At 66.1% G+C, this 23,351-nt stretch carries 19 protein-coding genes and 3 pseudogenes; 5 read left to right on the top strand and 17 right to left on the bottom strand.

The features are described from left to right. Positions 1 to 59: 59 nt before the first annotated feature. The 15 genes and pseudogenes from BM397_RS18415 to BM397_RS18350 form a co-directional block, all read right to left on the bottom strand. Positions 60 to 1,691 carry an extracellular solute-binding protein gene (locus BM397_RS18415; RefSeq protein WP_425425977.1) on the bottom strand — a complete coding sequence of 544 codons (1,632 nt, stop codon included), beginning with the start codon at positions 1,689 to 1,691 and terminating at the stop codon, positions 60 to 62. A gap of 102 nt (positions 1,692 to 1,793) precedes the next feature. Next, positions 1,794 to 2,516: pseudogene (locus tag BM397_RS30075) on the bottom strand (sensor histidine kinase N-terminal domain-containing protein); the annotation flags it as partial. Continuing rightward, positions 2,506 to 3,180 (bottom strand): response regulator transcription factor, encoded by a 675-nt coding sequence (locus tag BM397_RS18410; protein ID WP_092429287.1) that lies wholly within the window; start codon positions 3,178 to 3,180, stop codon positions 2,506 to 2,508. The gene BM397_RS18410 and the pseudogene BM397_RS30075, both read right to left, overlap by 11 nt. A gap of 129 nt (positions 3,181 to 3,309) precedes the next feature. Next, positions 3,310 to 4,122 (bottom strand): phosphodiesterase, encoded by an 813-nt coding sequence (locus BM397_RS18405; protein ID WP_092429285.1) that lies wholly within the window; start codon positions 4,120 to 4,122, stop codon positions 3,310 to 3,312. Positions 4,123 to 4,136: 14 nt separating this feature from the next. Next, positions 4,137 to 5,162, bottom strand: coding sequence for an ABC transporter ATP-binding protein (locus tag BM397_RS18400; RefSeq protein WP_092429283.1), 1,026 nt, complete (start codon positions 5,160 to 5,162; stop codon positions 4,137 to 4,139). Continuing rightward, positions 5,159 to 5,944 (bottom strand): ABC transporter permease, encoded by a 786-nt coding sequence (locus BM397_RS18395; protein WP_092429281.1) that lies wholly within the window; start codon positions 5,942 to 5,944, stop codon positions 5,159 to 5,161. Before BM397_RS18395 ends, BM397_RS18400 begins: the two co-directional genes overlap by 4 nt. A 1-nt stretch (position 5,945) precedes the next feature. After that, positions 5,946 to 6,749, bottom strand: a complete 804-nt coding sequence (locus BM397_RS18390) for an ABC transporter permease (RefSeq protein ID WP_092429279.1) — start codon at positions 6,747 to 6,749, stop codon at positions 5,946 to 5,948. A 134-nt stretch (positions 6,750 to 6,883) separates the two neighbouring features. Next, positions 6,884 to 7,894, bottom strand: a complete 1,011-nt coding sequence (locus BM397_RS18385) for an extracellular solute-binding protein (RefSeq protein WP_092429277.1) — start codon at positions 7,892 to 7,894, stop codon at positions 6,884 to 6,886. A gap of 12 nt (positions 7,895 to 7,906) precedes the next feature. Further along, on the bottom strand, positions 7,907 to 8,995 hold the full coding sequence (locus tag BM397_RS18380; protein WP_092429275.1) for a substrate-binding domain-containing protein: 1,089 nt from the start codon (positions 8,993 to 8,995) through the stop codon (positions 7,907 to 7,909). A gap of 732 nt (positions 8,996 to 9,727) precedes the next feature. Further along, positions 9,728 to 10,510 (bottom strand): HAD-IIA family hydrolase, encoded by a 783-nt coding sequence (locus BM397_RS18375; RefSeq protein WP_092429273.1) that lies wholly within the window; start codon positions 10,508 to 10,510, stop codon positions 9,728 to 9,730. Continuing rightward, complete coding sequence (locus BM397_RS18370) at positions 10,507 to 11,361, bottom strand: phosphodiesterase (protein ID WP_092429271.1); 855 nt, start codon at positions 11,359 to 11,361, stop codon at positions 10,507 to 10,509. Before BM397_RS18370 ends, BM397_RS18375 begins: the two co-directional genes overlap by 4 nt. A 71-nt stretch (positions 11,362 to 11,432) precedes the next feature. Then, positions 11,433 to 12,683: an extracellular solute-binding protein gene (locus BM397_RS18365; protein ID WP_092429269.1), complete on the bottom strand. Its 1,251-nt coding sequence runs from the start codon at positions 12,681 to 12,683 to the stop codon at positions 11,433 to 11,435. Between the two features lie 128 nt (positions 12,684 to 12,811). Continuing rightward, positions 12,812 to 13,786: a carbohydrate ABC transporter permease gene (locus BM397_RS18360; RefSeq protein ID WP_092429267.1), complete on the bottom strand. Its 975-nt coding sequence runs from the start codon at positions 13,784 to 13,786 to the stop codon at positions 12,812 to 12,814. Beyond that, entirely contained in the window at positions 13,783 to 14,802 is a 1,020-nt protein-coding gene (locus BM397_RS18355) for a carbohydrate ABC transporter permease (protein WP_092429265.1), read from the bottom strand. Before BM397_RS18355 ends, BM397_RS18360 begins: the two co-directional genes overlap by 4 nt. Next, positions 14,799 to 15,947 (bottom strand): ABC transporter ATP-binding protein, encoded by a 1,149-nt coding sequence (locus tag BM397_RS18350; protein WP_092429263.1) that lies wholly within the window; start codon positions 15,945 to 15,947, stop codon positions 14,799 to 14,801. Before BM397_RS18350 ends, BM397_RS18355 begins: the two co-directional genes overlap by 4 nt. A 129-nt stretch (positions 15,948 to 16,076) precedes the next feature. On the opposite strand from BM397_RS18350, the gene BM397_RS18345 reads away from it, so the two are divergent. Both BM397_RS18345 and BM397_RS18340 read left to right on the top strand, forming a co-directional pair. Beyond that, the gene (locus BM397_RS18345) at positions 16,077 to 16,994 is read left to right on the top strand and encodes a LysR substrate-binding domain-containing protein (protein ID WP_092429261.1); all 918 of its coding nucleotides are present in this window, start codon (positions 16,077 to 16,079) and stop codon (positions 16,992 to 16,994) included. Between the two features lie 210 nt (positions 16,995 to 17,204). Next, positions 17,205 to 17,462: pseudogene (locus BM397_RS18340) on the top strand (transposase); the annotation flags it as partial. Positions 17,463 to 17,730: 268 nt separating this feature from the next. Here the strand turns inward: BM397_RS18340 and BM397_RS18335 are convergent. Both BM397_RS18335 and BM397_RS18330 read right to left on the bottom strand, forming a co-directional pair. After that, positions 17,731 to 19,635, bottom strand: coding sequence for a TRAP transporter permease (locus BM397_RS18335; RefSeq protein ID WP_176806820.1), 1,905 nt, complete (start codon positions 19,633 to 19,635; stop codon positions 17,731 to 17,733). 28 nt (positions 19,636 to 19,663) lie between these two features. Then, positions 19,664 to 20,677, bottom strand: coding sequence for a TAXI family TRAP transporter solute-binding subunit (locus BM397_RS18330; RefSeq protein ID WP_256218765.1), 1,014 nt, complete (start codon positions 20,675 to 20,677; stop codon positions 19,664 to 19,666). A gap of 169 nt (positions 20,678 to 20,846) precedes the next feature. On the opposite strand from BM397_RS18330, the gene BM397_RS18325 reads away from it, so the two are divergent. The 3 genes and pseudogenes from BM397_RS18325 to BM397_RS29015 all read left to right on the top strand — a co-directional run. Further along, positions 20,847 to 21,614 (top strand): IclR family transcriptional regulator, encoded by a 768-nt coding sequence (locus BM397_RS18325; protein ID WP_143015418.1) that lies wholly within the window; start codon positions 20,847 to 20,849, stop codon positions 21,612 to 21,614. 4 nt (positions 21,615 to 21,618) lie between these two features. Then, the gene (locus BM397_RS18320; RefSeq protein WP_092429254.1) at positions 21,619 to 22,827 is read left to right on the top strand and encodes a CaiB/BaiF CoA transferase family protein; all 1,209 of its coding nucleotides are present in this window, start codon (positions 21,619 to 21,621) and stop codon (positions 22,825 to 22,827) included. Positions 22,828 to 22,972: 145 nt separating this feature from the next. After that, positions 22,973 to 23,077 (top strand): annotated as a pseudogene (locus tag BM397_RS29015) (amino acid ABC transporter ATP-binding protein); the annotation flags it as partial. Between the last annotated feature and the right edge of the window lie 274 nt (positions 23,078 to 23,351).

Below are 23,351 nucleotides of genomic sequence, written 5' to 3'. Positions count from 1 at the left end.
CTGGAGTCAGGTGTCAGTCAGGACTTGGTCAGGAAACTCTCTTCTGGGTTGAATCCGACCTATGGCGTGATGGACCTAACCCAGTCGGCGAGAAAGCCTTGGCGTTTCATCCGGTCCTGCCAGAGCAGCATCCCCGGGCCGGGCTGGAGAGTCAGAAGGCTCGCGCGTTCGGTGGAGCTCAGCCAGTCGGGGCCGGTGAGCGGGGCGAGCCCCGGGGCACGGGCAAGCGCGGCTTGCCCGGCAGGGGCCAGCAGGAATTCGATGAAGCGCGCCGCGGCCTCGGGCTGGGTGGCATCACGGCTGATGAAGGCGGTCCGCGGAACGGCAAGATTGTAGTCCTCGAGCAGCAGTATCTCGGCCCGCTCGTCCGCTGAGACGAGGGCCGCCGCGTAGGAGCCCAGCACACCGGTCGCGAGGAGGATCTCACCCTCGGCCACGGCGCGGACCATGTCGGCGGTGGTCTCGAAGAGCTGTGTGCCGGTATGGCCCATGATCTCGGTCAGCCGGGCGTGGTCCGGCCCCAGGGTCGCGGCCTGCGCCGACAGCAGGTAGCCGATCCCCGAGCGGCGGATGTCGTAGGTGCCCAGCCGGCCCGCGAAAACCGCCGGGTTGTCGCGGATCAGGTCGGCGAGCCCGGCGTGGCTGCGTGGGCGCGGCAGCGCCGCGAAGGCCGCAGGGTTCAGCACGATCACCTCCGGCTCGAGGGTGAAACCGAAGAGCTCGCCGCGCCAGTTGGCGGCGCTCTCTGCCTGCACAGCGCGGCGGGGGAGGGGCCTTGCAAGCCCTTCGTTGACCAGTTGTACCTGCAGGTCGAGCGCCGGGCTGATGACCACATCGGGCGCCGCTCCTCCCGGCCCGCTCGCAAGGACAGCGCTGTAGAGCGCCTGCGTGTCGAAATCGCGGTACCGGAAGGAGATGTCGGGATGCGCATCGCGGAACGCGTCGAGGATCGGCGCGATGATCTGGGCATCTGTGGCAGACCAGATGGTCAGCGTTGCATCGGCACGGGCGGCGCCGGGAAGAGCTGCGCCCAGGACGAGCGGCGCAGCGGCAAGGAGGAGGAGCGCATCCCTCCGCGACGGCCCGCCTTGCGGTGCCGGTGATGCTCCGGGGAAGGTCACCGTCACGGCCAGCCCGCCCGAAGCTGCCGTGTCGATGGTCAGTTCGGCGTCGTGCGCCTGAGCCACCTCGGCGACGATGGCCAGGCCGAGACCCGAGCCTCCGGTTGCGCCGCTGGCGCGGAAGCGCTCCAGCACCCGGAGCCGCTCCTCCTCCGCCAGTCCGGGGCCGGTGTCGGAAACCCGAAGCGCGATGCTGTCTGCGGAGACCAACGCGAGAGTGACGGTCACCCCGACGTTGGCTCCACCGTGCTGGACCGCGTTCTCCAACAGGTTGCGCAGGGCCTCGCGCAGGCTGACCGGATCGCCCAGGATCGTCGGGGCGGGCTCCGGCAGAGCGTCTTCGAAGGACAGGTCCATCGCGGCGAACTGCGGCGCGGCGAGCACCTCGACCAGTACCTCCCGTACCAGAGCGCGCAAATCGAGCGCCTGTGCCGGCTGTGCCTCGGCGCGGTGGATCACCATGGCGTGCGACAACAGCTGGTTTGTGAGCCGCATCGTTCGGGCTGACTGGGACCGGGCGCGTGCCAACCGCTCGCGGACATCCGCCAAGCTCGCCGCTTCGCTGGCCATTTGCACTTCCGCGTCCACCGCGTTGATCCCCGTGCGCATCTGATGCGCCACATCGGCGATGAAACGCTCGCTCCGCCTCTGCATGGCAGTGAGCCGCGACATGAAGCCATTGAGCGCTTTGACCAGCCCCGCCACTTCCCTCGGAGAGGGCCCGTCGAGCGGGCCGAGATCGTCAGGGTGCCGGGCCTCAAGGTCGTGGCTCAGACCGCGCAGGGGGGCAAGTGCCCGCCGCGCGGCCAGCGGAACCAAGGCGAGGCAGAGCACCGCCACAGCGGTCAGCGTGAGGGCACTCCAGCCAAAGGCGCGCAGCGCATCTGCGTCCCGCGCGAGACGGGTCTGGCCGAGTTGCAAGGTGACCCATATCTCGCCCTGTTCGGTCAGCAAGGCCCTCGACTGGACGAGGAACCGCACGGGCTCGCCGGACCATGTGGCGGTGTATAGGTAAGGTTCGGACGACATTGTCCTCTTGGGCATCGGCAGTCGCGGGTTTCCGGTCAGTTCCTCTCCGGCCCTGCTGTGCACGCGGTAGAAAACCCGGTCGTCAGGCGCGAAGGCCAAGGTGTCGAAGGCCGCCGCCGGCAGATCGACCCAGAGCCGCGGGTCGCCGGTTTCGTCCGGGCGCATCTGTACCCGCTCCAGCATGGAAAGCGCCGCGCTCCGCAGCAGCCGGTCGTAGGTCTGGTCAGCCCGCAGCCCGCTTTCGGCGTAGGAAAATGCGAGGAGCAAGAGGTAAACGGCCCCGACCCCCGCGCAGAGCAGGCCGAACAGGCGGCGCGAGAGTGACCCGCGCGCGGGGTGCCGGACATGTCCCGGCTCAGGCCTCATCATCGAGGCGCGCCATATAGCCGAGGCCGCGGAAGGTCTGGAGCCGGACCGGCGTGCCCTCCAGCTTGCGCCGGAGCCGCGCCACGAATTGTTCGATGGAGTTGAGATTGGGCGCTTCGTCGAAGGTGTAGAGACGGTGCGCGACCTCTTCCTTGGTCAGAACCTTGCCGAGGTGATCGAGGAAGATCTCCAGAAGCTGCAACTCCCGGGCTGGCATCACGATGTCGCGGCCCTCGAAGGTGGCGCGGCGCGCGGCGCGGTCGTAGGAAAACCCCCGGCACGTGACGACGTTCTGCGCGCGCCCCGCACGGCGGCGTCCGAGCATCCTGCAGCGCGCCGCCAGTTCACCGAGATCCACCGGCTTGACGAGAAAATCGTCTGCGCCGGTGTCAAGCCCGAGGATGCGGTCATCAACCTCGCTCCGGGCGGTGAGGATCAGCACCGGCGTGTCGTCGCCGGAGAGCCGCATCTCGCGCAAGACCTCGAAGCCACTGCGGCCCGGTAGGTTGACGTCGAGCAGGACGAGGTCGAATTCCTTGTGTCCCAGCAGCGCATAGGCGCGGCCACCGTCGGATTCGACGTCGACGCTGTGACCATCTCGGCCCAGCCGCACCGCGACGGTGGCGGCGAAATCCTCGTGATCTTCGACAAGCAGAATGCGCATGAGGCGACATAGCCACATGCATCTGCCGGGAACAATGATCCGCGCGCGGCGACGGGGTCACTTCGGCGTTTGATCGAGAAACCGCAGCTGTCTCGGCTCGCGTCGATTTCCGATCGTATCGCAGGCCGCTCAGACCTCTCCGAAGGGCCACGGCCCCGGCACGTGCCCGACCGGGACCTGCATCGAGGTGAAGCCCTGTTCGCTCGAGTGGGAAATCAGGGTCAGCGCGCCCGGTTCGAGCGCGAGGCAGTTCTCGGCACCCGGGCGACGATCCAGATGCACGGCGTGGCACGGGGCCGGGACGATTTGGCACGGCACGCGGCCGATCTGTGCGAAGGCAGTGCGATGCACGTGGCCCGAGATCATCCGAACCGGCCCGGGGTGCGCCTCGAGCCGCGCCATAAGCGCTGCGCCGTCGTGCAAATTGTCGGCGTCCATCGCCGCGATGCCCGAGGCCATCCACGGGTGGTGCGTCGCGACCAGCGCTGGCCGCGTGCCGATCCGCGACAGCGCGGCGTCTAGGAAGGCGAGGCCCTCGTCACCCAGCTCTCCATGATGCGCACCTTCGCGCAGGGTATCGAGCGCGATCAGCTCCCAGTCGCCGAAGCTGCGCTGCCAGTTCACCTCGCCGCTTGCCGGAAGCCAGTCAGCCCCCGCGAAGACCGAGCGCATCGGCCCGCGACGGTCGTGATTGCCGGGGATCGCCCACCAGGGCAGGGCGAGCCGCTGCATCATGGTGGCGAAGCGGCGATACTCTTCCTCGGTGCCGAAATCGGTCAGGTCGCCGGTCACCAGAACGCCCTCGACCGGACCGAGTTCGGGCAGGCGCGTGTTGATCGTAGTGATCGCGGACATCAGGGCGGCGGCGGTGTCGGAATGGCCGTAGGCGAGGGCACCCTCGGCCACGATATGCGTGTCGGACAGGATGATGATGGAGGTCATGGGGGGTCTTTCGATCAGGCCGCGGCGGGCAGGGTCAGGATCGCGTGCGGCGGAATGGACAGCCGTACGGTCTCGCCGGGGCGGGGGGCGCTGTGGCCGTGGTGCAGGGCGAACAGCGGCGCGGGGCCGGTGGTGGTCAGCTTGATGCGATAGTGGGTGCCAAGGAAGGTGACCGCGTCGACGGTGGCGGGCAGGGGCCCCGCATCGTCGAGCGCGATGTCTTCGCCGCGGACCCAGGCGGTGTTTCCGTCAGCCGGCCGCGCCAGGGGCAGGACCGCCCCGTCGAGGAGCAGCCGGTCTCCTGCGATCTCCCCGCCGAGCGGCATCGCGTTGCCGACGAAGCGGGCGACAAAGGCGTCGGCGGGTTGGCGGTAGAGCGCCTCGGGCGCGCCGACCTGCAGCACGTTTCCCATGCACATGACAGCGACACGGTCAGCGATGGCCATGGCCTCGTCCTGGTCGTGGGTGACGAAGACGGCGGTGATGCCGACGGCGCGCAGCAAGTCCGCCAGTTCGTCGCGCAAGTCGGTGCGGAGAGCCGCGTCCAGTGCCGAGAGCGGCTCGTCGAGCAACAGGACCCGCGGGCGTGGCGCGACGGCGCGGGCCAGGGCCACGCGCTGGCGCTGGCCGCCGGAGAGCGCGGTGATCGCGCGCTCGGCGTAGGGCTGCAGGCGGCACAGGGCGATCACCTCCTCGACCCGCGCGGTGATCTCGGCGCGCGGCAGCCCGGCCATCTTCAGCCCGTAGCCGATGTTGCCGCGCACCGACATGTTGGGAAACAGCGCGTAGTTCTGGAAAACCATGCCGATCTTGCGCCGCTCGACCGGAAGCCGCGTCACATCCTCGCCGTTGAAGCTGAGCGTGCCGCCCGCATCGGCGGCCTCGAGTCCGGCGATGATCCGCAGAAGCGTGGTCTTGCCGCAGCCGGAGGGGCCGAGCAGCGAGAGGATCTCGCCCTCGGCGATCTCCAGCGACGTGGGGTTGAGGGCACGGGTGCCGTCCGGAAAGGTCTTGGCAACCTGTGAAAGCGTCAGGGTCATCGGAACATCCTCTGGGCGCGGGAACTGGCCCATTGCATTGCCAGCAGCAGCGGCACGATCATCACGAAGAAGACCAGCGTGTAGGCCGAGGCGATCTCGAGCCGCATGGAGGCGTAGCTGTCGGCCAGCCCCACCGGCAGGGTTTTCAGGAACGGGGTGTGCAGCATCCACGTGAGGTTGAACTCGCCGATCGACAGGGTGACCACCGTCAGTCCGCCTGCAAGGATGCCGGGCAGCGCATTGGGCACGACCACATCCACGAAGCGACGCCACGGGCCAGCGCCCAGCGTGGCGGCGCTTTCCTCGAGGCTCTTGAGGTCGATCGCCGCCAGAACGGCGAGCACGGCACGCAACATGAAGGGCAGCGTGTAGAGCACGTGGCCGACGAGAATGAAGCTCCAATGGGCGCGGAACCCCTGCAGGCTGCCGTAGAGCTGCAGCAGCGCCAGCGCCAGCGCGAGGCCGGGGATGGCGAGGGGCAGCGAGACGAATTCCTCGATCACCCGCGACCAGCGGCCGGGCCTGCGCGCCAGCGCATAGGCGGCCGGCACGCCGATCACGGCGGTCACCACGAGGCAGGCCAGCGCCAGCCAGATCGACAGGAAGATGCTGCCGGAATAGAGCGACCAGACCTCGGCCACCCATTTCAGCGTCAGCCCCGAAGAGAGCCCGCGGAAGTAGTTCGCGGTGACCCCGGCCAGCACCGACTGGATCGTCGGGACCAGCAGGAAGGTGCAGGCCAGAAGGGTGACGGAGAGCTGCAATAGCTTGGTGATCCGCATCTCAGCCCCCTGCCGCGATGGTGCCGCCGGAGAGGCTGCGCGCGGCGAGCAGAAGTCCCCAGGTGACAAGGCCGAGCACCACTGAAAGCGCTGAGGCCATGGCGAAATTCGCCGACAGGGTGAACTCGGTGTAGATCACCATCGGCAGCACATCGATGTCGGTGGCCAGCGTGAAGGCGGTGCCAAAGGCCCCCATGGCGGTGGCAAAGGCGATCGCCCCGGAGGCGATCAGCGCCGGGCGCAGCGCCGGCAGCAGCACGTCCCATGTCACCCGCCATGCGGGCGCGCCGAGGGTGCGGGCGGCCTCTTCGAGCGCGGGGTCGAGCTTTTCCGCGGCGGCCATGACCGTCAGCAGGACGCGCGGAATGGAGAAGTAGAGATAGCCGAGAAAGAGCCCGAAGGACGAATAGGCGAACACCGTGTGTCCGGGGGTGAGCTGGTTGACCAGCCCCTGACGCCCGGCGAGCAGGATGATCATGAAGCCGACGACGACCCCCGGGAAGGCCAGCGGCAGGGTCAGCACCGACAGCAGCAGGCTGCGGCCGGGGAAGCGGTTGCGTTGCAGGAAGAGTGCCGCCGTGGTGGAGATCGCCAGCGCCGCGAGGGTCACCGCCGCCGAGATCCAGATTGTCTGCAAAAGGGCCGAGATATAGCGCGGCGTCTGCAGGATCTGCCAGTAGACCCCCCAGCCGGCCTCGCCCGAGGCGGCGCCAAGGATCAGCCGTACGAGCGGCAGCGCCAGAAAGGCCAGCGCAAAACTGATCAGCGGCAGCAGGCAGGCGAAAGTGAAGAAGCGTATGGACATGTGGGACTTTCGGGCCATTGGCCCGCTTGGGAACGTTTCGGGCCTTCGGCCCGCTCGGGGAAAATTCGGAGCCGCCCGGGAGCGGCTCCTGCGGTATGTCGGCCCGGAGGAGCTGATCTCCCCCGGGCGCGGCATCACTTCACGTCCGACAGGTAGCGCTCGCCAAAGGCCTGCTGGACCGCCTCCATCTTTGCGTAGTCGACCGCGACCGCGCGCTCGTATTCGGAGGCGGGCAGGAACTTCGCGGCGACTTCTGCGGGCAGCTCGACCGGGCGGGCGGGCTGCAGGTAGGCGTTGGTCCAGATCGCCTGACCCTCGTCCGAAAGGATGAAGTCGAGGACCTTCTTGCCGGTCTCGGCGTGGGGCGCATCGGCCACGAGGCCCATCACATAGGGCACGCGAACCGAGCCTTCGCAGGGCAGGACGAACTCGAAGTTGCCGTCTTCCTGGTATTTGGCGCGATAGGCGTTGAAGTCATAGTCGAAGAGGATCGGGATCTCGCCCGAGACGACGCGCGCGTAGGAGGTCTGCTTGGGCACCATCGGATCGTTCTGAGCCAGCTCGGAGAAGTACTTGATGGCCGGGTCGAAGTTGTCGAGGTCACCGTCGAAGGCGAGATTGGCGGCCACGGCGGCCGCATAGCCGACAAAGGCCGACGACGGGTCGAGATAGCCCACCATTCCGCGATACTCGGGCTTGGTCAGATCGGCGAAGCACTGCGGCACGGGCGCGCCGCCGAGCGCGTCGACGTTCACGAAAAAGCCGATGGTGCCGTAGTGGACGGCAACCCACTTGCCCTCGGGATCCTTGAGCCCCTCGGGGACGTCATCGAAGCCCTCGGGCTTGTAAGGCTGCACCAGCCCCTCGACAGCGGCCTTGATGCCGGTGGTGACGCCGTAATAGGCCACGTCCGCCACCGGGTTGTCGCGCTCGGCGACCAGCTGCGCGAAGGTCTGGCCGGAGTTCTTGTTGTCATGCGGCATCTGCACGCCGATCTCGCTGTCCAGCGCGTCCAGCATCGAGGACCAGTCCGCCCACTCCGGCGGGCAGTTGTAGCACACGGCGTCTTCGGCCGCGGCAGGGTTCGCGAGGAAGGGCGTCGCAAGAGCAATTGCCACCATGGCAACACGGGCGGTATGAGACATCTGTTCGTCCTGTCAGGTTCGTTTGAGAGATGGATTTTGGTCGGGATGGGCTGACGGCGATCGGGTGGCTGCCCGGTCGTCGTCGCGATCCTCCGCCGGTGCGGCAAGCGTCGCGCCGGGACGGAAGGTGAAGGGCAGGGGGGCCGGCTGCTCCGGCGTTTCTCCCCGCAGCATGGCAAGAAGCAGGCGGGCTGCTTGACGGCCCATGGCTTCAGGATCGGTCTCGACCGTTGTGAGCGGCCGGTCCAGGTGACGCCCGATCTCGATCCCGTCGAATCCGACCACCGACAAATCCCGCGGCACCCGCAGCCCCAGCTCGCGCGCAGCGCGCTGCAGCGCGATCGCGAGGAAGTCGTTGGAGGCGAAGATCGCGGTGAGATCGGGGTGGGCCGCAAGCGTCCGGGCGAGGGCATCCGGGCTGGCGGCCTCGGCTTCCGAGACCTCGACGAGCACCGGCGCGGCCATGCCGAGCTCGGCGCAGCCCTGGGTGAAGCCGGTGAACCGCGCGCGGGAGCGGTCCGAGGTCGAGAACCTGAGCGCGAGAAAGCCGGTGGCACGGTGACCGGCGGCGGCGCATTGGCGCGCGACCTCGCGGGCGGCGGCGGCATTGTCGACATGTGCCGACAGCAGGCCGGCGCGCGGGTCGTGAAACATCAGGACGGCGGGAATGTCCCTTGTGCGCGCGGCCCCCAGGGCGGGGCTCTCCTCGGGGGCAACCATGGTGACGATCAGCCCGTCCACCTGCTTGGCGGTCAGCACCCCGAGCGCCTCGGCGTCGCGGGCCGGATCGTAGGTCGAACTGGCGATGAGGCATTGGTAGCCAGCATCGCGCAGCTCTTCCTGCGTGCCCTGCACGGCCTCGGCAAATACCGGGTTCGCAAGCGACGGCACCAGCACGCCTACCGTCATCGACCGGCTGCTCTGCAGTGCGCGCCCGATCGCGGAAAAGGAAAACCCCAGCTCTGCGGCGGCGCGCTCGACCCGTTCCCGGCTGTCGGCGCTGGTGGCGCCGGAGCGGTTCAGCACGCGGCTGGCGGTGGCCACACCGCAGCCCGCGCGCGCCGCGACGTCCCTGATCGTGATCTTGCTGCTCCGCGCCATGTCGGCCCTCGATGGAAACGTTTCCAGCGCGAAGTATCGAGGATTCGTAACGTCCGCATGACGGCATGGAATTTTGTCTGGTGTCGTCACCAGGCTCGCCGAAGAGTGGCCCTCTCAGAGTGGAGAGGAGGCGATATCATCGCAGTGAAGGCACCATTTTCGGCTGGCTGGAGGAGCCGACGGACGATGCGCAGACCTCAAGTCTCGATCGGGTCATGCGAACGCGAATTGCGCCATCCGCCAGAAAGGAGCTCGCGTTCCGCTCCGGCAAACTTCCTGGGTGAGCGACACAGCTCCGGGCCCTTCGCGGCGGCACCCGAGCTCCACACACCGGCGGTTCACCCGTCTGCCGCCGGAGAACGGGCCGCAGACCTGACCGGGCTCGCGCCAAAGCGCGCGACAGCGGTGTGTTGCGGGGGCACTCGAACCATCGCCGGAGGACAGCGCGCCCCGCGGCATGTCCTGTTCCAGCGCCCCCGCCCTCGTCGCTGCAAATCACGATCCCGCCCTGGAAGCCTTCGCGCAGCGACTGCGCGACGCCGGAAAACCGCACGAGGGCATCGTTACCGTGATCGCACAAGCTCGAGATACAGATGTGGACCCGTTCCGCAGATCACCATCCGGCCAGCCTTCTGGAAATGCCGCACGAACAGGCCTGACAGAAGACCGCACTCGATCACCTTGCTCAGAAGTCAAAGGCACTTGCGCAACGGTCGGCAACCTCAGGAGTTGCTAGCCTGTCAGACTGGAAATTCCGGGCAAGCCAAAGCGCATAGCGTCAGGGCCGACGTGGAGGGACGGAATCCCGAGCTCCTGGGCGCCGGCGATGTCGGTATCGCGATTGTCGCCGATCATGACGGCCTTCCGGGGCGGAACCGGCCCAAGGGCCGTCTGGAAAAGATACGCCGAGGGCTTGCCCACCACGTGGGTTACCTGCGGCCGAACGCAGGCCCGCAAGAGGGCCGCGAGCGCGCCGGTCTCGATGACCGGTCCATGTTCGCCGGGGTGAGTAAGATCAGGGTTGGCCACGATCAGTGGCACACCTTTCGACAGTAGCGGCAGCGCGCGTTCCAACTGGCCGCGCGTTGCATCCCGGCAAAGTATGACTGCCTCTGGCGAAGCGGTGTCCGGACGCAGACCGAGTTCTTGGGCACGTTGCTGAATCGTGGCTCCCGCCAAGAGAAGAACCTTGCCTGAGGACGCGGTCTTGCATGCGAATCCGAGCGCCGCCTCGCCCGCCAGCCTGATGCGGTCAGCGGAAATCGGCAGCCCCATTGCAGCAAGTCTTCCCGCGAGGGTCTTGGCCGTGTCCGTCGAATTGTTGCTCACCAGAACGAGGCGCGAAGCATAGTGCCGCACGAAGGCCTCCGCACCCGGAAGAACCCGGGCACCGGAGATCAGGCAACCGTCGAGATCGCACAGAATGCGTTCAGCGCGGTCCAGAAGTTTTCGCGCTTGCGCGGCACGCTGATCAGTCACACCGTGCGGTGTGTCGCAGTTGGTTCCGAGGTTCATAGATCGCGAAAGCCCGGATGCACCATCGAGGTCGCATACTGCTCACCGAACTCATGCTCCGACGCGTTCAACGGAAACCGGGGTGCTCGGCTGGCAAACTCGTGCAGGTGGACGGTCACGCAATCGGTGTCACACAGCACCACACCGTATGCGGGCTCGGCCAGATCGCCGGGAATGCTGGCGGCGTCGGAGACCAGATCGAGCGCCACTTGGTGGTTCAGCCCACGCATGCACGAATAAGAGATGCCGCGCCAATTGCCGAAGATCGCCCGGTGTACATGGCCGAAGAACAGGTGCCGGATGCGTGCGCGGTGCGGCTCGATCACCTGCCAGAATGCTTCGTGGTCCTGCATCATGATCGCGTCCATCGACTTGATGCCATGGCGGAAGGGCGGGTGATGCATGAACAGGAAGACCGGACCGTCGGTGGCTTCGAGTTGCCGTTTCAGCCAGGCGAGGCGCTGCGCACAATAGCCACCCGCGTGAGTGCCTGGCTGCTTGGTGTCGAGAAAGAGGCAGGTGCCCTGCGGCGTCTCGCGGCGCGACTGCACGAAGCCGTGCTCGTCGCGCGCCACCTCGGGAAAACGATCAGCGAACGCGGCGGAGTCGTCGTGGTTTCCCACCATCAGCACCAGAGGCATTGCCAGGCGGCGGATCTGCGCCTCGAAGGCAGCATAGGCATCCGCGTCTCCCCAGTGGGTCAGATCGCCGGTGACAACGGTGAAGGCGGCATCGCCATGCTCGGCATTGATGCTGTCGACCGCCAGTGCGAGGCGGCGGGCCGGGTTGGCACCATACAGTGTGCGGTTGCCGCCGATGACGTGGGTATCGGTGAGGTGGATAAATTTCATGAGTGTCACGCTGTGAGAGGGGATGGAGAAGGGGTGGCACGCAGCGCGCCACCCCTCGTGTCAGGCAACGTTCAGCCGCGCGGCAGAAGGTCCTCGATTTCTTCGGTGAGCTCCTGCTGCAGCTCTTCCATGTCCTGCGCGTCGCCCGTGACGATGCGCTCGAGCCCGTCGTAGATCACCTGGGTGATCGCCAGACCGTTGTCGCCCGGATAGGCCTGCCAGTCCCGCAGCAGGGGCAGCTGTTCGACGGCGGTCGCCTTCTGCGGGTTCTGCGCGTAGAAATCCGCAAGAATGATGTCGTTGGCGGCCTGGTTCGGCGGCATGTAGCCGGTGGTGCGGGCGACTTCCGCCGCGCCTTCGCCGGAGGTGATGAACTTGATCCACTGCCAGGCCGCCTCGCGCACGGCGGGGTCTTCGGAGGTCGAGGTCATGACCGCAGCGTTGCCGCCTGCGGGCAGGCCGTCCGGCGTGCCGTCGAGGCCCGGGAACGCGCCAGTGTCGAAGTCGAAGTCGGCCTTGATGGTCATCATCCGCCCGACGTTCGAGGTCGAGGTATACATCAGCGGCAGCTCGCCTGCGGCAAAGGCCGAGACCGCCTCGTCACCCGTCAGGTTGCGCATGTTGCAGCCGTCCACGATCGCCTTGACCGTTTCCAGCGTGCGCAGCGCCTCGGGGGTGTCCATGTTGATGTGGCCATCCTCGACCGGGGCGACGCCCTGGGTCCACATCAGCGCCTGGAAGAACCAGTTGCCGGTGATCGCCCAGTCCCAATAGATCGGGTTGCTGACGCCCGAGTCGATCAGCGCCTTGCAGGTGCCGATGACCTCGTCCCAAGTGGTCGGCAGCTCCTCGACGCCAGCCGCGGCGAGCGTGTCGAGGTTGTAGTAGCCCACCGGCAGCGAGACCGAGAAGGGCAGGCCGTAGACATCGCCGTCGAAGGTCGAGAGCGACAGCATTGCCTGATGGTATCCGTCCTTCTGGAAGTCGGCCTCTTCGGCGATGAACGGCTCGAGCGACCGTGCGATGCCGCGATCCACGAGGATCTGCTGGCGGTTGAGGCCCTGCATGGTCACATCCGGCAGATTGCCCGAGACCGCCTCGCGCAGGACGGTGTTGGAGGCATCCTCGTATTCCTCGTAAGAGGCGCGGATGTTGACGGTGATGTTGGGATGCGCCGCTTTGAAGGCGGGCATGATCGCCTCGTAAGTGACGTCGAACAGCGACGCGTAGGGGTAGACGAAATCGATGGTGACCTCGTCCTGCGCGAGGGCGGGCAGGGCGGAGGTGGCGAGCAGCAGCGCGCCGAGGGTGAGCTTGGTCATGTCGGAATGCTCCGGAGTGATGGGTGACGTTGAAAGGGAGGAGAGAGGCTGCCGGACCGGAGGCCCGGCAGGGTGGTCTTCGGGCCCCGGCGGGGCGGTGAGGGTCAGCGCGCCGGGAGCCTTGCCGGTCACTTCATGCCCGAAAGGGTGATCCCCTCGATGAAGCGACGCTGGGCCAGCATGAAGGCGACGATCAGCGGAATGACGATCACCGTCGCCGTCGCCATCATCGGCCCGTAGAGGTTGCCGTCTGCACCCGCCTGGAACTCGCGCAGGCCGAGCGGCGGCGTGAAGAGGTTGCGGTCGCCGGTGACGACGATGCGCGGCCAGAAGTAGTCGTTCCAATGCGCCACAACCGAGAAGATGGCGAAGGCGAGCAGCGCCGGGATCGCGGTCGGCAGCATCACCCGCCAGACGATGGCGAACTCGCTCATCCCGTCCATCCGCGCGGCATCGACCAGGTCGTCGGGGACAGTCATGAAGAACTGCCGCATCAGGAAGATGCCGAAGGCCGAGACGATCCAGGGCACCACCAGCGCCGCGTAGGTATTCGTGAGGCCAATCTTCGCGAGGCCGAGATAGAGCGGCAGCGCAATGGCATGCACCGGGATCAGCAGGCAGAAGAGCACCAACCCGAACACCGCCTCGCGGCCCCAGAACTTCAACTTCGACAGCGCATAGGCAGCGGGCAGCGCGATCACCATCTGCAGCAGGAAGATCGAGGCGGTGACGATCACGCCGTTGGCGAGGTAGCGCAGCAGCGGCGCGTCCTGAAACGCCGAGCGGTAGTTGAAGACGACAGGGCGGACCTCGCAGGCCGCTCGGGCCTCGTTGGTGAGCGTCGCGAGGATCGTGCCGTCGTCAGCGCCGGGAAAGCGCGCCCGCGCGGCTTCGACATCCTCGCGGCGCGGCGCGCTGCGCAGGGCGCATTTGGGATCGACCATCATTTCCTGTGCGCCGAACAGCCCGCCGGTGCCGCGCTCGATCTCGGCGGGGGACTTCAGCGAGTAGCTCAGCATCACCACGAAGGGGGCCAGCACCACGGCGGCGCCAATGAGCAGGATGAAGTGGCGGATCATCAGGGAGGGGGAAAGGCGGCTCATGCGTAGTGCACCTTGCGTTCGGTGATCCGGCGCTGGATCACGGTCAGGATCATCACGAAGACGAGGAACAGCACGGTGATCGCGGCTCCGATGCCCACGAGGTTCTGGGTGACCCCCTTTTCGTAGATGGCGAACATCATCACGTAGGCGGACTTGCCGGGGCCGCCGCCGGGCGAGAACAGTGCCTCGACCGTGTCGAAGGCCTGAAAGGCGCGGATGCAGGTGATGGTCACGACGAACACGGTGGTTGGCCCCAGTGCAGGCCATGTCACCAGCCGGAAGCGCTCCCAGCTGGAGCGCGCGCCATCCATCTCGGCAGCAGCATAGAGCTCGCGGGAGACGCCGGTGAGCCCTGCCAGATAGAGCACCATGTTGAAGCCGAAGCCCTGCCAGATCCCGACGAAGCAGACCACCCAGATGGCGTAGTCCCGGTCGCCGAGCCAGAGCGGCGTGCCCTCGGTGCATACCCGGCCAAACCATGTCGCCTCGGGGGAAAGGCCGAGGAACGACAGGCTGAAAAGGCCGCGCGTGACCGGCATGGCGCAGAGCGCCTCGAGGCCGCGGTTGATCACCCCGATGGAGGGATGCAACATGAGCTGCCAGACGATGGTCATCGCCAGCAGCGTCGCCATCACCGGCAGGAAATAGATCGCCTTGTAGATTGCCGCGCCGCGGGTCAGCGACTGGATCAGCAGCGCCGCGCCGAGCCCGAACCCTACCGACAGCGGCACCACCGTCAGCACATAGGTGAAGGTGGCGCTGAGCATCTTCGCGTAGGTCGAGCGGGTGAAGATGCGCTCGTAATTCTCGAAGCCCACCCAGTTGAAGCCCGGGTTGCCCAGCGAATAGTCGGTGAAGCTGAGCACCAGTGCCAGCACCACAGGGGCGATGAGAATGGTCAGCATCAGGGCCAGCGCCGGAGCGCTCATCAGCCAGCCCGTCCCCGCCTGCCTGCGGTCGACGCTGGGAGCAGCGCGCTCGCGGGGCACGGCGGTGAAAGTGTCGGCGGTGGTCATGCCGGGACCTCCTGCAGGGCGGAGACCACGTTGCGCATCCGGCGGCCCTCGGCGTCGAAGATCAGGGCGCGGGCGGGATCGAAGGTCAGACCGACCTCGGCGCCGAGGTGCAGCTGCGCCTGCAGCGCCGGGTCGGCCCGCAGCACGACACGCTGCTCTGCGCCATCCAGCGTTACCTGCACGTAGATCTCGTGGCCGAGGTTCTCGGCGTGAGCGACACAGCCGTGCAGCAGCGGGTCGATGCGGGTCAGGGTCAGTGCCTCGGGGCGCAGCGCCAGTTGCAAGGTCTGCCGCCCGCCGGGCAGGGCCAGCGGCAGGCCGGCTCCCAGCACCGAGATCCGGCCCGTCGCGTCGCTCTCGGCGGGCAGCACGTTGATGCGGGGTGAGCCGATGAACTCGGCGACGCGCAGGTCGGCGGGGTCCTCGTAGATGCGTGCGGGCGCGTCGCACTGCAGGATCTCGCCGCCCATCATCACCGCGATGCGGTCCGACATGGTCATCGCCTCGACCTGATCGTGGGTGACATAGATGAAGGTCGCCGCAAGGCTGCGGTGTAGTTCAGCGATCTCGGTCCGTGTGTGAACGCGCAGCTTGGCGTCCAGGTTCGACAGCGGCTCGTCCAGCAGGAAGGCCGCAGGCGAGCGCACCAGTGCCCGTCCGAGCGCCACCCGCTGTCGCTGGCCACCCGAGAGCTGCCCCGGCTTGCGCTCAAGCAACCCATCGATTTCCAGCGTCCGCGCGGCCTCCATCACGCGGGCGTCGATCTCGCGGTTCTGTTCCGCCGCCCCCGGCATCGCGCGTCCGATCAGCGGCAGCCGCTGCGCCGCGCTCAGCTGCCGCATGCGCAGCGGTACGGCGATGTTCTCGGCCACGGTCAGATGCGGGTAGAGCGCGTAGGACTGGAACACCATCGACAGGTTGCGGTCTGCGGCGCGAAGGCCGTCCACCGGCGCGCCGCCGATCTCGATCGCCCCGGCGCTGGCGCTTTCCAAACCGGCAATGATCCGCAGCAAGGTCGACTTGCCGCAGCCCGAGGGGCCGACCAGAGACACGAACTCACCATCGGCGATCGCCAGATCGATGCCGCGCAGCACCTCGGTTTCCTTGAAATTTTTCTGAATGCCCCGAAGGGTCACTGTCGCCAATGTCCTGTCCTCTTGTGCAATGCCCGGTCTGTCGGGCCGCGGTCGAGGCGGGAGCTACAGGAGGTTCTTGTAGCTTGGATGACACATTATCAATTTAGGTTATGGCCTCGAAAACCTCGCGAGGCCCTCATGAAACGACCCACCGCCGCCCAGATCAGGGCGTTCAATGAAGTTGCTGCCACGGGCAGTTTTTCTGCCGCCGGCCGCGCGCTGGGGTTGTCGCAGCCGGCGATCACCGCGCAAGTCAAGACTCTGGAAGAGAGCTTTGCGGTAAGGCTTTTCGAGCGCACGGCACATGGTTCTGAGCTGACCGCGGTGGGGCACCGGCTGTTCCACTGCACCGCGGCGCAGCGCGATGTGGAGCGCGATGCTACAGAGATCCTGCTGACGGCCCGCGCGCTGGAGATCGGAGAGCTGTCGATCGCCGCCGGCGCACCAGGCCCGGCGATGCAGCAGGTTGCCCGCTTCCGTCAGCGGTATCCGGGGATCAAGATCGACATTTCCTTCGGCAATTGGCAGGAGGTTGTGACCGCTATCCGCGATAGGCGGGCCGACCTTGGTGTTCTCACAGCGGCTCCTTCGGGGTCAGAGATGTACCGGGAGCCACTGCTCTATCAGTCACTTGTCGCGCTGGTGCCGCAGTCGCATCCTTACGCCAAGCGTGCGAGCTTGCGCCTGTCCGACCTTGCGGGGCAATCGCTGCTGTTCCGCAGTGGCCGCTCCCAGACCCAGCGCGAGCTGAATCTCGCTCTGCGGGCGCAGGACCTATCGCTGACGCCGCTGCTCTGGCTGGAATCACGCGAGGCGGTGTTCGAGGCGGCGGCCCAGGGCCTGGGGATCGGCTTCATGTTCGATGCGGCGTCCCGACGCGAGGGGGGCATCGTGCGCGTTCCGTTGTCGGATATTCCGCAGACCTTCCCAGAGCACGTCTTCTGCCTGCGCACGAAGATGGGCAGCCCGACGATCAATGCGTTTCTGGAGACGGCGGGCGCTCACCGGTGCGACGGGGAGGATGCTCTCCAACCCTCCCTGAACGCGAAAGTCTGAAGTCGCATGGCGCGAGCGACTTGCCGGAATCACGGGGCACCCCAGGAAGCTGAGTTTTCGAGGTGGGCTGATGCTTTCGGCAAAATACGCAAAGATTGCCAATGTACGTCATCCAGTATTTGGGGCCCGGAATGCGTCCGGCGTCGGGTCAGGATGCATTGATTTCGCGCGACCTAGCATGCTCCACGGCTTCGAAAACGCAGCGGTGACATGAGCGATCTCCTTTGGCGGGCCGACGCGCAGATGGCGCGCCTGGCCCCTTTCTTCCGCAAGCCTCATGGTACGTCTCGGGTCGATGACAGGCGGGTATGGAGCGGGATTATCTTCATCAATCGCAATGGCTTGCGTTGGCCGGATGCGCCGAAGGAGTATGGTCCGCACAAGACGTTCTACAGCCGGTGCAAGCGGTGGAGCGAGAAAGGCATCTTCGCCCGGGGGATGGCAGGTCTGGCCGCAGAGCACGGCGAAGGGACGGAGGTTTAGCAAAGAGTTCAAGACCTAAGCCCTCGGCCGAAGCTTCCTGGGGAATGTGTTCGTCAGGCTCAAAGCCCATTTCCGCACCACGCCCCCCCTTGGAATGGCCCTTGACCTGGGCAACGTGCATGCGCTGAGCGCGTAGTCTTTTGTTCCCTGCGAGCGACAGGTTTGATCAGAGTGCCTTTCCGATCTACTGCGTGCGGAGCTTGCCGACGATGGCCTTCTTCGTCGCGCCAGATCAATAGGGCGGCAGCGCGGTTCAGGTCTCTGACGTGCTCAGTGACTTGCCCTGCCGTGCCAGGCTTCGGCGCTCGGTGACCTGACGCGTTACCGCGGTGCCGAACAGGGCCACCGAGGCCACCAGCATCGGCCATTCCAGCGGAAGGTGTGCGATCTGCCTGAAGGTCATGAAACCGAAGGCGCAGAGCGCGGAAGCGCCGGTCAACATACGTTCGGCCCGAGTGAGCCGGGTCAGGAGATAACCATAGAGTGTCGCCGAGAGCGCGATCAGCGAGAGCGGCATTGCGATGATGGCGCCGAGCGCAAGGTCGAGCTGTTCCACCTGCAGCCGGGCCACGGGATTGAAGACGATGAAGAATGGGATGATGAATCCCGAGATCGCCAGCTTGAATCCCTTCATCGAGGTGGCCATGTAGCTGCCGCGCGACAGCGCCGAGGCCGCCAGCGCGCCCATCGCCACGGGCGGGGTCACCGCTGACATGATGGCGAAGTAGAAGGCGAAGAAATGCGCCGCCAGCGGGTCGAGCCCCATGCGGATGAGCGAGGGCGCGGCTGTGATCGCCACGAGGCTGTAGGCGGCGGCAGGCGGGACACCGCACCCCAGGATGATCGCCACGATCATGGTCAGCAGCAGCGCGAGGACGATGTTGCCCATGCTCAGCAGCTCGATCAGCCCGGCGATCTTGGAGCCGAGCCCGGTGGTGATGAGGGTCTGTGCGATCAGGCCGACCACGGCGAGCGACACGGCGATCTTGGCGCCGATGAGCGCCCCGCCTGCCATACAGTGCAGCAGGTCGGACAGCTTTGGCCGGTCGGAACGCAGCATCGAAAGCGCCAGCGCCGCGATGATCGCCCAGAACGCGGCCACGTCCGGCGCGTAGCTGCGGATCAGCAGCACGATGATGATGCCGAGCGGAATCAGGAAGGACGGCGCGCCCTTGGCGATGGCCCGCATGTCGGCGCGCTCGGTGGGCGCGTCGATGTTCTCGGACAGCGAGGCGCAATGCACCGAGAACAGCACGCCGATGTAGAAGAGCACCGCCGGCACGATGCCCACCAGCATGACATCGACGTAGGGAATGCCGATGAAGAAGGCCATGAGGAAGGCGGCGGCGCCCATGACCGGGGGCATGATCTGCCCGCCTGTCGAGGCCGTGGCCTCGATGGCGCCCGCAAGTTCCGGCGAGTAGCCGCGCTTCTTCATGTAGGGAATGGTGAAGGCCCCGGTCACCGCGACGTTTGCGACGGAGGCGCCGGTGATCATGCCGACGAGCGAGCTCGAGACCACCGACATCTGTCCCGGACCACTGCGCAGCCGGCGCCCTGCGAGCTTGCCGAGTTCGCTCAGCAGCGCATCGATGCCGAGCACGCCGAACAGCGCGCCGAAGACGACGAAGAGGTAGATCTGGTTCGCCGAGATCGACAGGAACTGGCCGTAAATCCCGGTGAGGCCGACCGAGAGGTAGGAGATCACGTAGTCGAAGCTGAAAGCGCGGTGATAGAGCGGGCCGGGAACCAGATGGCCGAAGAAGAAATAGGCCAGGAAAACCATCGCGACGATGGGTAAGGGCAGGCCCCAGCTGCGACGTGTAGCCTCGATCACCAGCAGGATCAGCACGACCCCGACCGCGACGTCGATGGGTTCGGGAAAGCCCAGCACCATTTGCAGATGGTCGATGCTGAAGCCGACATAGAGTGTACCGCCGATGCCCGCGACCAGCAGGACGAGAGCGACGATGCGCGAGACACGGGATCCCCCGGCCAGGCCCGGCAGGAAGGCAAGCACCAGCGCGAAGAAGAGATGGACGTTCTGCAGCTCATAGGTCGAACCCATGAGGACCTGCGTGTTGATCATGTGGAACGCGACCATTGCAAGCGCAGTGGCGGTGACGGCCCATTGAACGAAGCGGTCCCGGCGTGACATGGAAAATCCCGTGTTGAGCATGGTGCGCCTATTTGATCAGGCCGGCTTCGCGGTAGGCGCGCAGCGCGCCCGGGTGAATGTCTTCCGCATCCCAGCCATAAAGCAGCGCCGACGGCGACATCAGCTTGCCGAGCGCGTGGTATTCGCTGAACTTCCCGACATTGGCGATGATTGCCTTGGTGACCTTGTAGGCCGTCTCCTCGTCGAGGTCGGGATAGGCCTGCCAGCCGATGGCGTCGTAGAAGGTGTCGAGCTCGGTCTCGAGACCCTCGACCGCGCCGGCCGGCACCTTGGCACTGATCAGCGGCATGCCACTGGCGTCCCGGGCCTTGGCCACGGCGTCGGGCCCCCAGGAGATGTGGTAGAGCGTCCGGCCCGAGGCCTGAAGCTCAACGGTCTGCGGGCTTGGCAGGAACTGGCCGGTCTCGGGATTGGCGTAACCGCCGATGATCGCCACATCGACGGTGCCGTTCAGCAGGGCCTGCGCCGCCTCCTTGGTGCCGATGGTCTCGATCTTTAGATCCCCCTCCATGCCCCATCCGTCGCGGATGATCGCCAGCGGCTCGATGGTCCACAGGATCTGCGGCGGGGTGCCGAGCGCCACGCGCTTTCCCTTGAGATCCTCAAGCGTCTTGATGTCGGGATCGAAGGTCGCAAGCCAGACCGCGCCAAGGTTGTAGTTGGCGATCAGCTTGGCCGAGGGCAGCGCCTCGGGAAAGGGTGCCAACCCTTCGACGGCAAGGTAATTGATGCCGCTGGTGAACGACATGATGGTGTTGACCTGCCGGCCCGGGTCTTTGATCAGGCTGCGCGCGTTGAAGGTCAGCCCCGGGGTTTCCGAGGCGGTCAGGGACAGCCCGTCATCCTCGCCGTTGACGATCTGTTCGAGCGCGGTGCTGAGCACGTAAGAACCGGTGCCGAACGGTCCGCTGATCAGTTCGACCTGCTGTTGCGCCTGCGCGGTTCCGGTTCCGGTTCCTCCAAGCCCCATAAGGGCCACCGTACCCGCTATCGCTGCGATTCTCCGAAGGTGTAGCGACATCATGTCCTCCCGATTGGTGTCACTATGTGTACCCAAGTTGGTATTAATAAACCCTAAGTCGGCTCCGTCACGCCTGTAAAGCTTAATTCTCGAAAAACAGCTTTTTGTTGACGCATTCAAAAGCGCATGAAATACAAATAAGGAACCTATAGTACAAATAGTGATACCAATGGCGATAAAGACCCTGCAAACCGTCAGCCGTGCCATCGCGGTGCTGCGCGCCTTCGAGGGCGGCACCCGCACGATGACGCTGACAGAGCTCTGCAAGGCACTTGAGCTCGACAAGGCCAACGTGATGCGCCTGACGCGAACTCTCGTCCACGAAGGCTTGCTGGTACATGATGCGCAGAGCCGCCGCTACGGCATCTCGGCCGGATGCCTGTCCTTGTGCCGCGGCCTGATCGGCAAGGACAGCCTCGCCGATTTCGCGCGCCCGCATCTAGAGCATGCCCGCGACACGACGGGCGAATCCGCGAGCCTGCTGATCCGCGAAGGCTGGTCGCGGGTCGTGGTCGAGACCGCGCCGAGCCGGCAACATGTCCGCTTCGTTCTCGAGCCCGGCGAGCGGCGACCGCTCTTTGTCGGAGCCGCCGGTCAATGCCTCGTCTCGGGGATCGAGGACAGCGAGCTCCCGGATCTCTGGCGCGTGCTGGCCGAGGAGCGCGAGGCCGGTCGCTTCGATCTGACCGACGAGATGGTCGAGCAGCGCTCACGCCGGGTGCGTGAACAGGGCTGGACCTATGCGCGCGGTGAATGGGCGACAGATGTCGCGGGGGCCGCAGCGCCGGTGCGCAACTCGCAGGGAAGGACCGTCGGCGCGATCTCGATCACCGTGCCGCTGACCCGCGCCACCGACCAGCTTCTCGAAATGTGCGGTCGCATGGCGATGGCCGCGGCAGAGAACGTCTCTGCCGATCTTCTCAAAGCAAGGATCTAGACCGATGACCGACGCTTCGACACTGCCGCTTGCCGGGCTGCGCATTCTCGACCTCTCGACGATGATTGCAGCCCCGGTCGCGAGCACCTTTCTCGCCGACTTCGGTGCCGAAGTGTACAAGGTCGAGTTGCCGGGGGGCGGTGACGGAATGCGCGACCTGGCGCCGCACAAGGACGGAGAGCCGCTCTGGTGGAAGGTCACCAATCGCAACAAGAAGGCGATCACGCTGGACGTGCGCACCCCCGAGGGCCGCGATCTGCTTCTGCGGATCCTGCCGAAGTTCGACGTTCTGGTGGAGAACTTCCGCCCCGGGACGCTCGAGCGCTACGGGCTCGATTGCGAGACTCTGCAATCGGTCAACCCGACGCTGATCATCCTGCGGGTCTCGGGCTACGGCCAGACCGGACCGCTGGCCCAGCAGCCCGGCTTCGCCCGCATCGCCGAGGCCTATTCCGGCCTGACCTACATCTGCGGTGAACCCGACACGGCTCCGATGCACCTCGGCTATCCAATCGCGGATGCGGTGACCGGCCAATTCGGGGCCATCGGGATCCTGATCGCCTGCTATCGCAAGCTGACCCACCCCGATGCGCCGGGCGAGATTGTCGACGTCTCGTTGGTTGAATCGACCTTTCGGCTGCTCGAGTTCCTGCCCATCGAATACGATCAGCTTGGCGAGGTGCGGGAGCGCTCGGGCAACCGCAGCCAATATGCCGGGCCGAGCAACGTCTACCGGTCGCGCGACGGCCATTGGATCTCGATGAGCGCCTCGGCGCAGCGGGTCTTCGAACGGCTGGCAGAGATGATTGGCCGGCCCGACCTGATCATCGACGACCGCTTTGCCACCAACGCGGCGCGGGTGCGCAATGCCGAGACGCTGGACACCTACATCTCTGCATGGTTCGCCGACCGCGATGCCTCGGATATCCTCGAGACGCTGGCGCGCAGCCATGTCTCCGGAGGAAAGGTCAATTCGATCGCGGACATCTTCGAGTCAGAGCAGATGCGCGCTCGTGAGGCGATCGTCTATGCCGAGGACGAGGCGCTCGGGCCGGTGGCCATGTCGAATGTCGTCCCGCGGATGGTGCGAGCACCGGGCGCCGTGCGTACCTCGGGCCCGAGCCGGGGCCGCCACAGCGAGGAGTTCTGGACCGGTTTCGCGGGCCTCAACCCTGCGCATTTCGAAGAATTGCGTCAGAAGCAGGTGATCTAGCATTCCGCTGAAAAAGGTTTTGAGTACGGACTTCTCGTGCTGCTCGTCGGCCCCCGACGCGATCCATTTTTCGTCGGCTAAGCGAGAGAGTCCGAAAAGTGACGCTCTTTCGCGTCGAAACGTCTTTGACTAGAGTTTTTCAGCGGCCCGCGAGATCGCCGATCGGGTGATCTTCATGCACGGCGGCAAGATCGTCGAGCAAGGGGCGCCTGAACAGATCTTCGGCGCACCCAAGGACGAGCGGCTGTAGCGGTTCCTCAAGGGCCTGTCGCACCAGGGTCTGACGGACGGCAGGAGCGGGCTCTTTTGGAGGGGTGTCGGACAGGCGGCATTCACGGCACCGCTTTGCCCAGTGCCCGGTCAAGCATTCGTAAAGATTGTGGTCTTGTCTCAATTAAAAGGGAGACCGGCATCCACCGCGGGCTGTCGCCGCCGCCATGACCTCAATCTATTGTCCAGCCCGCCTTGTCCTTGGGTCAACATGCGGCTATTCCGCGCTGCGACTGCCCGAGTGTCATTGATCT

Origin of the sequence: Alloyangia pacifica (assembly GCF_900116195.1) — a bacterium.
Lineage (GTDB): Bacteria > Pseudomonadota > Alphaproteobacteria > Rhodobacterales > Rhodobacteraceae > Salipiger > Salipiger pacificus.
This window is presented reverse-complemented; position numbering and strand designations above follow the sequence as displayed.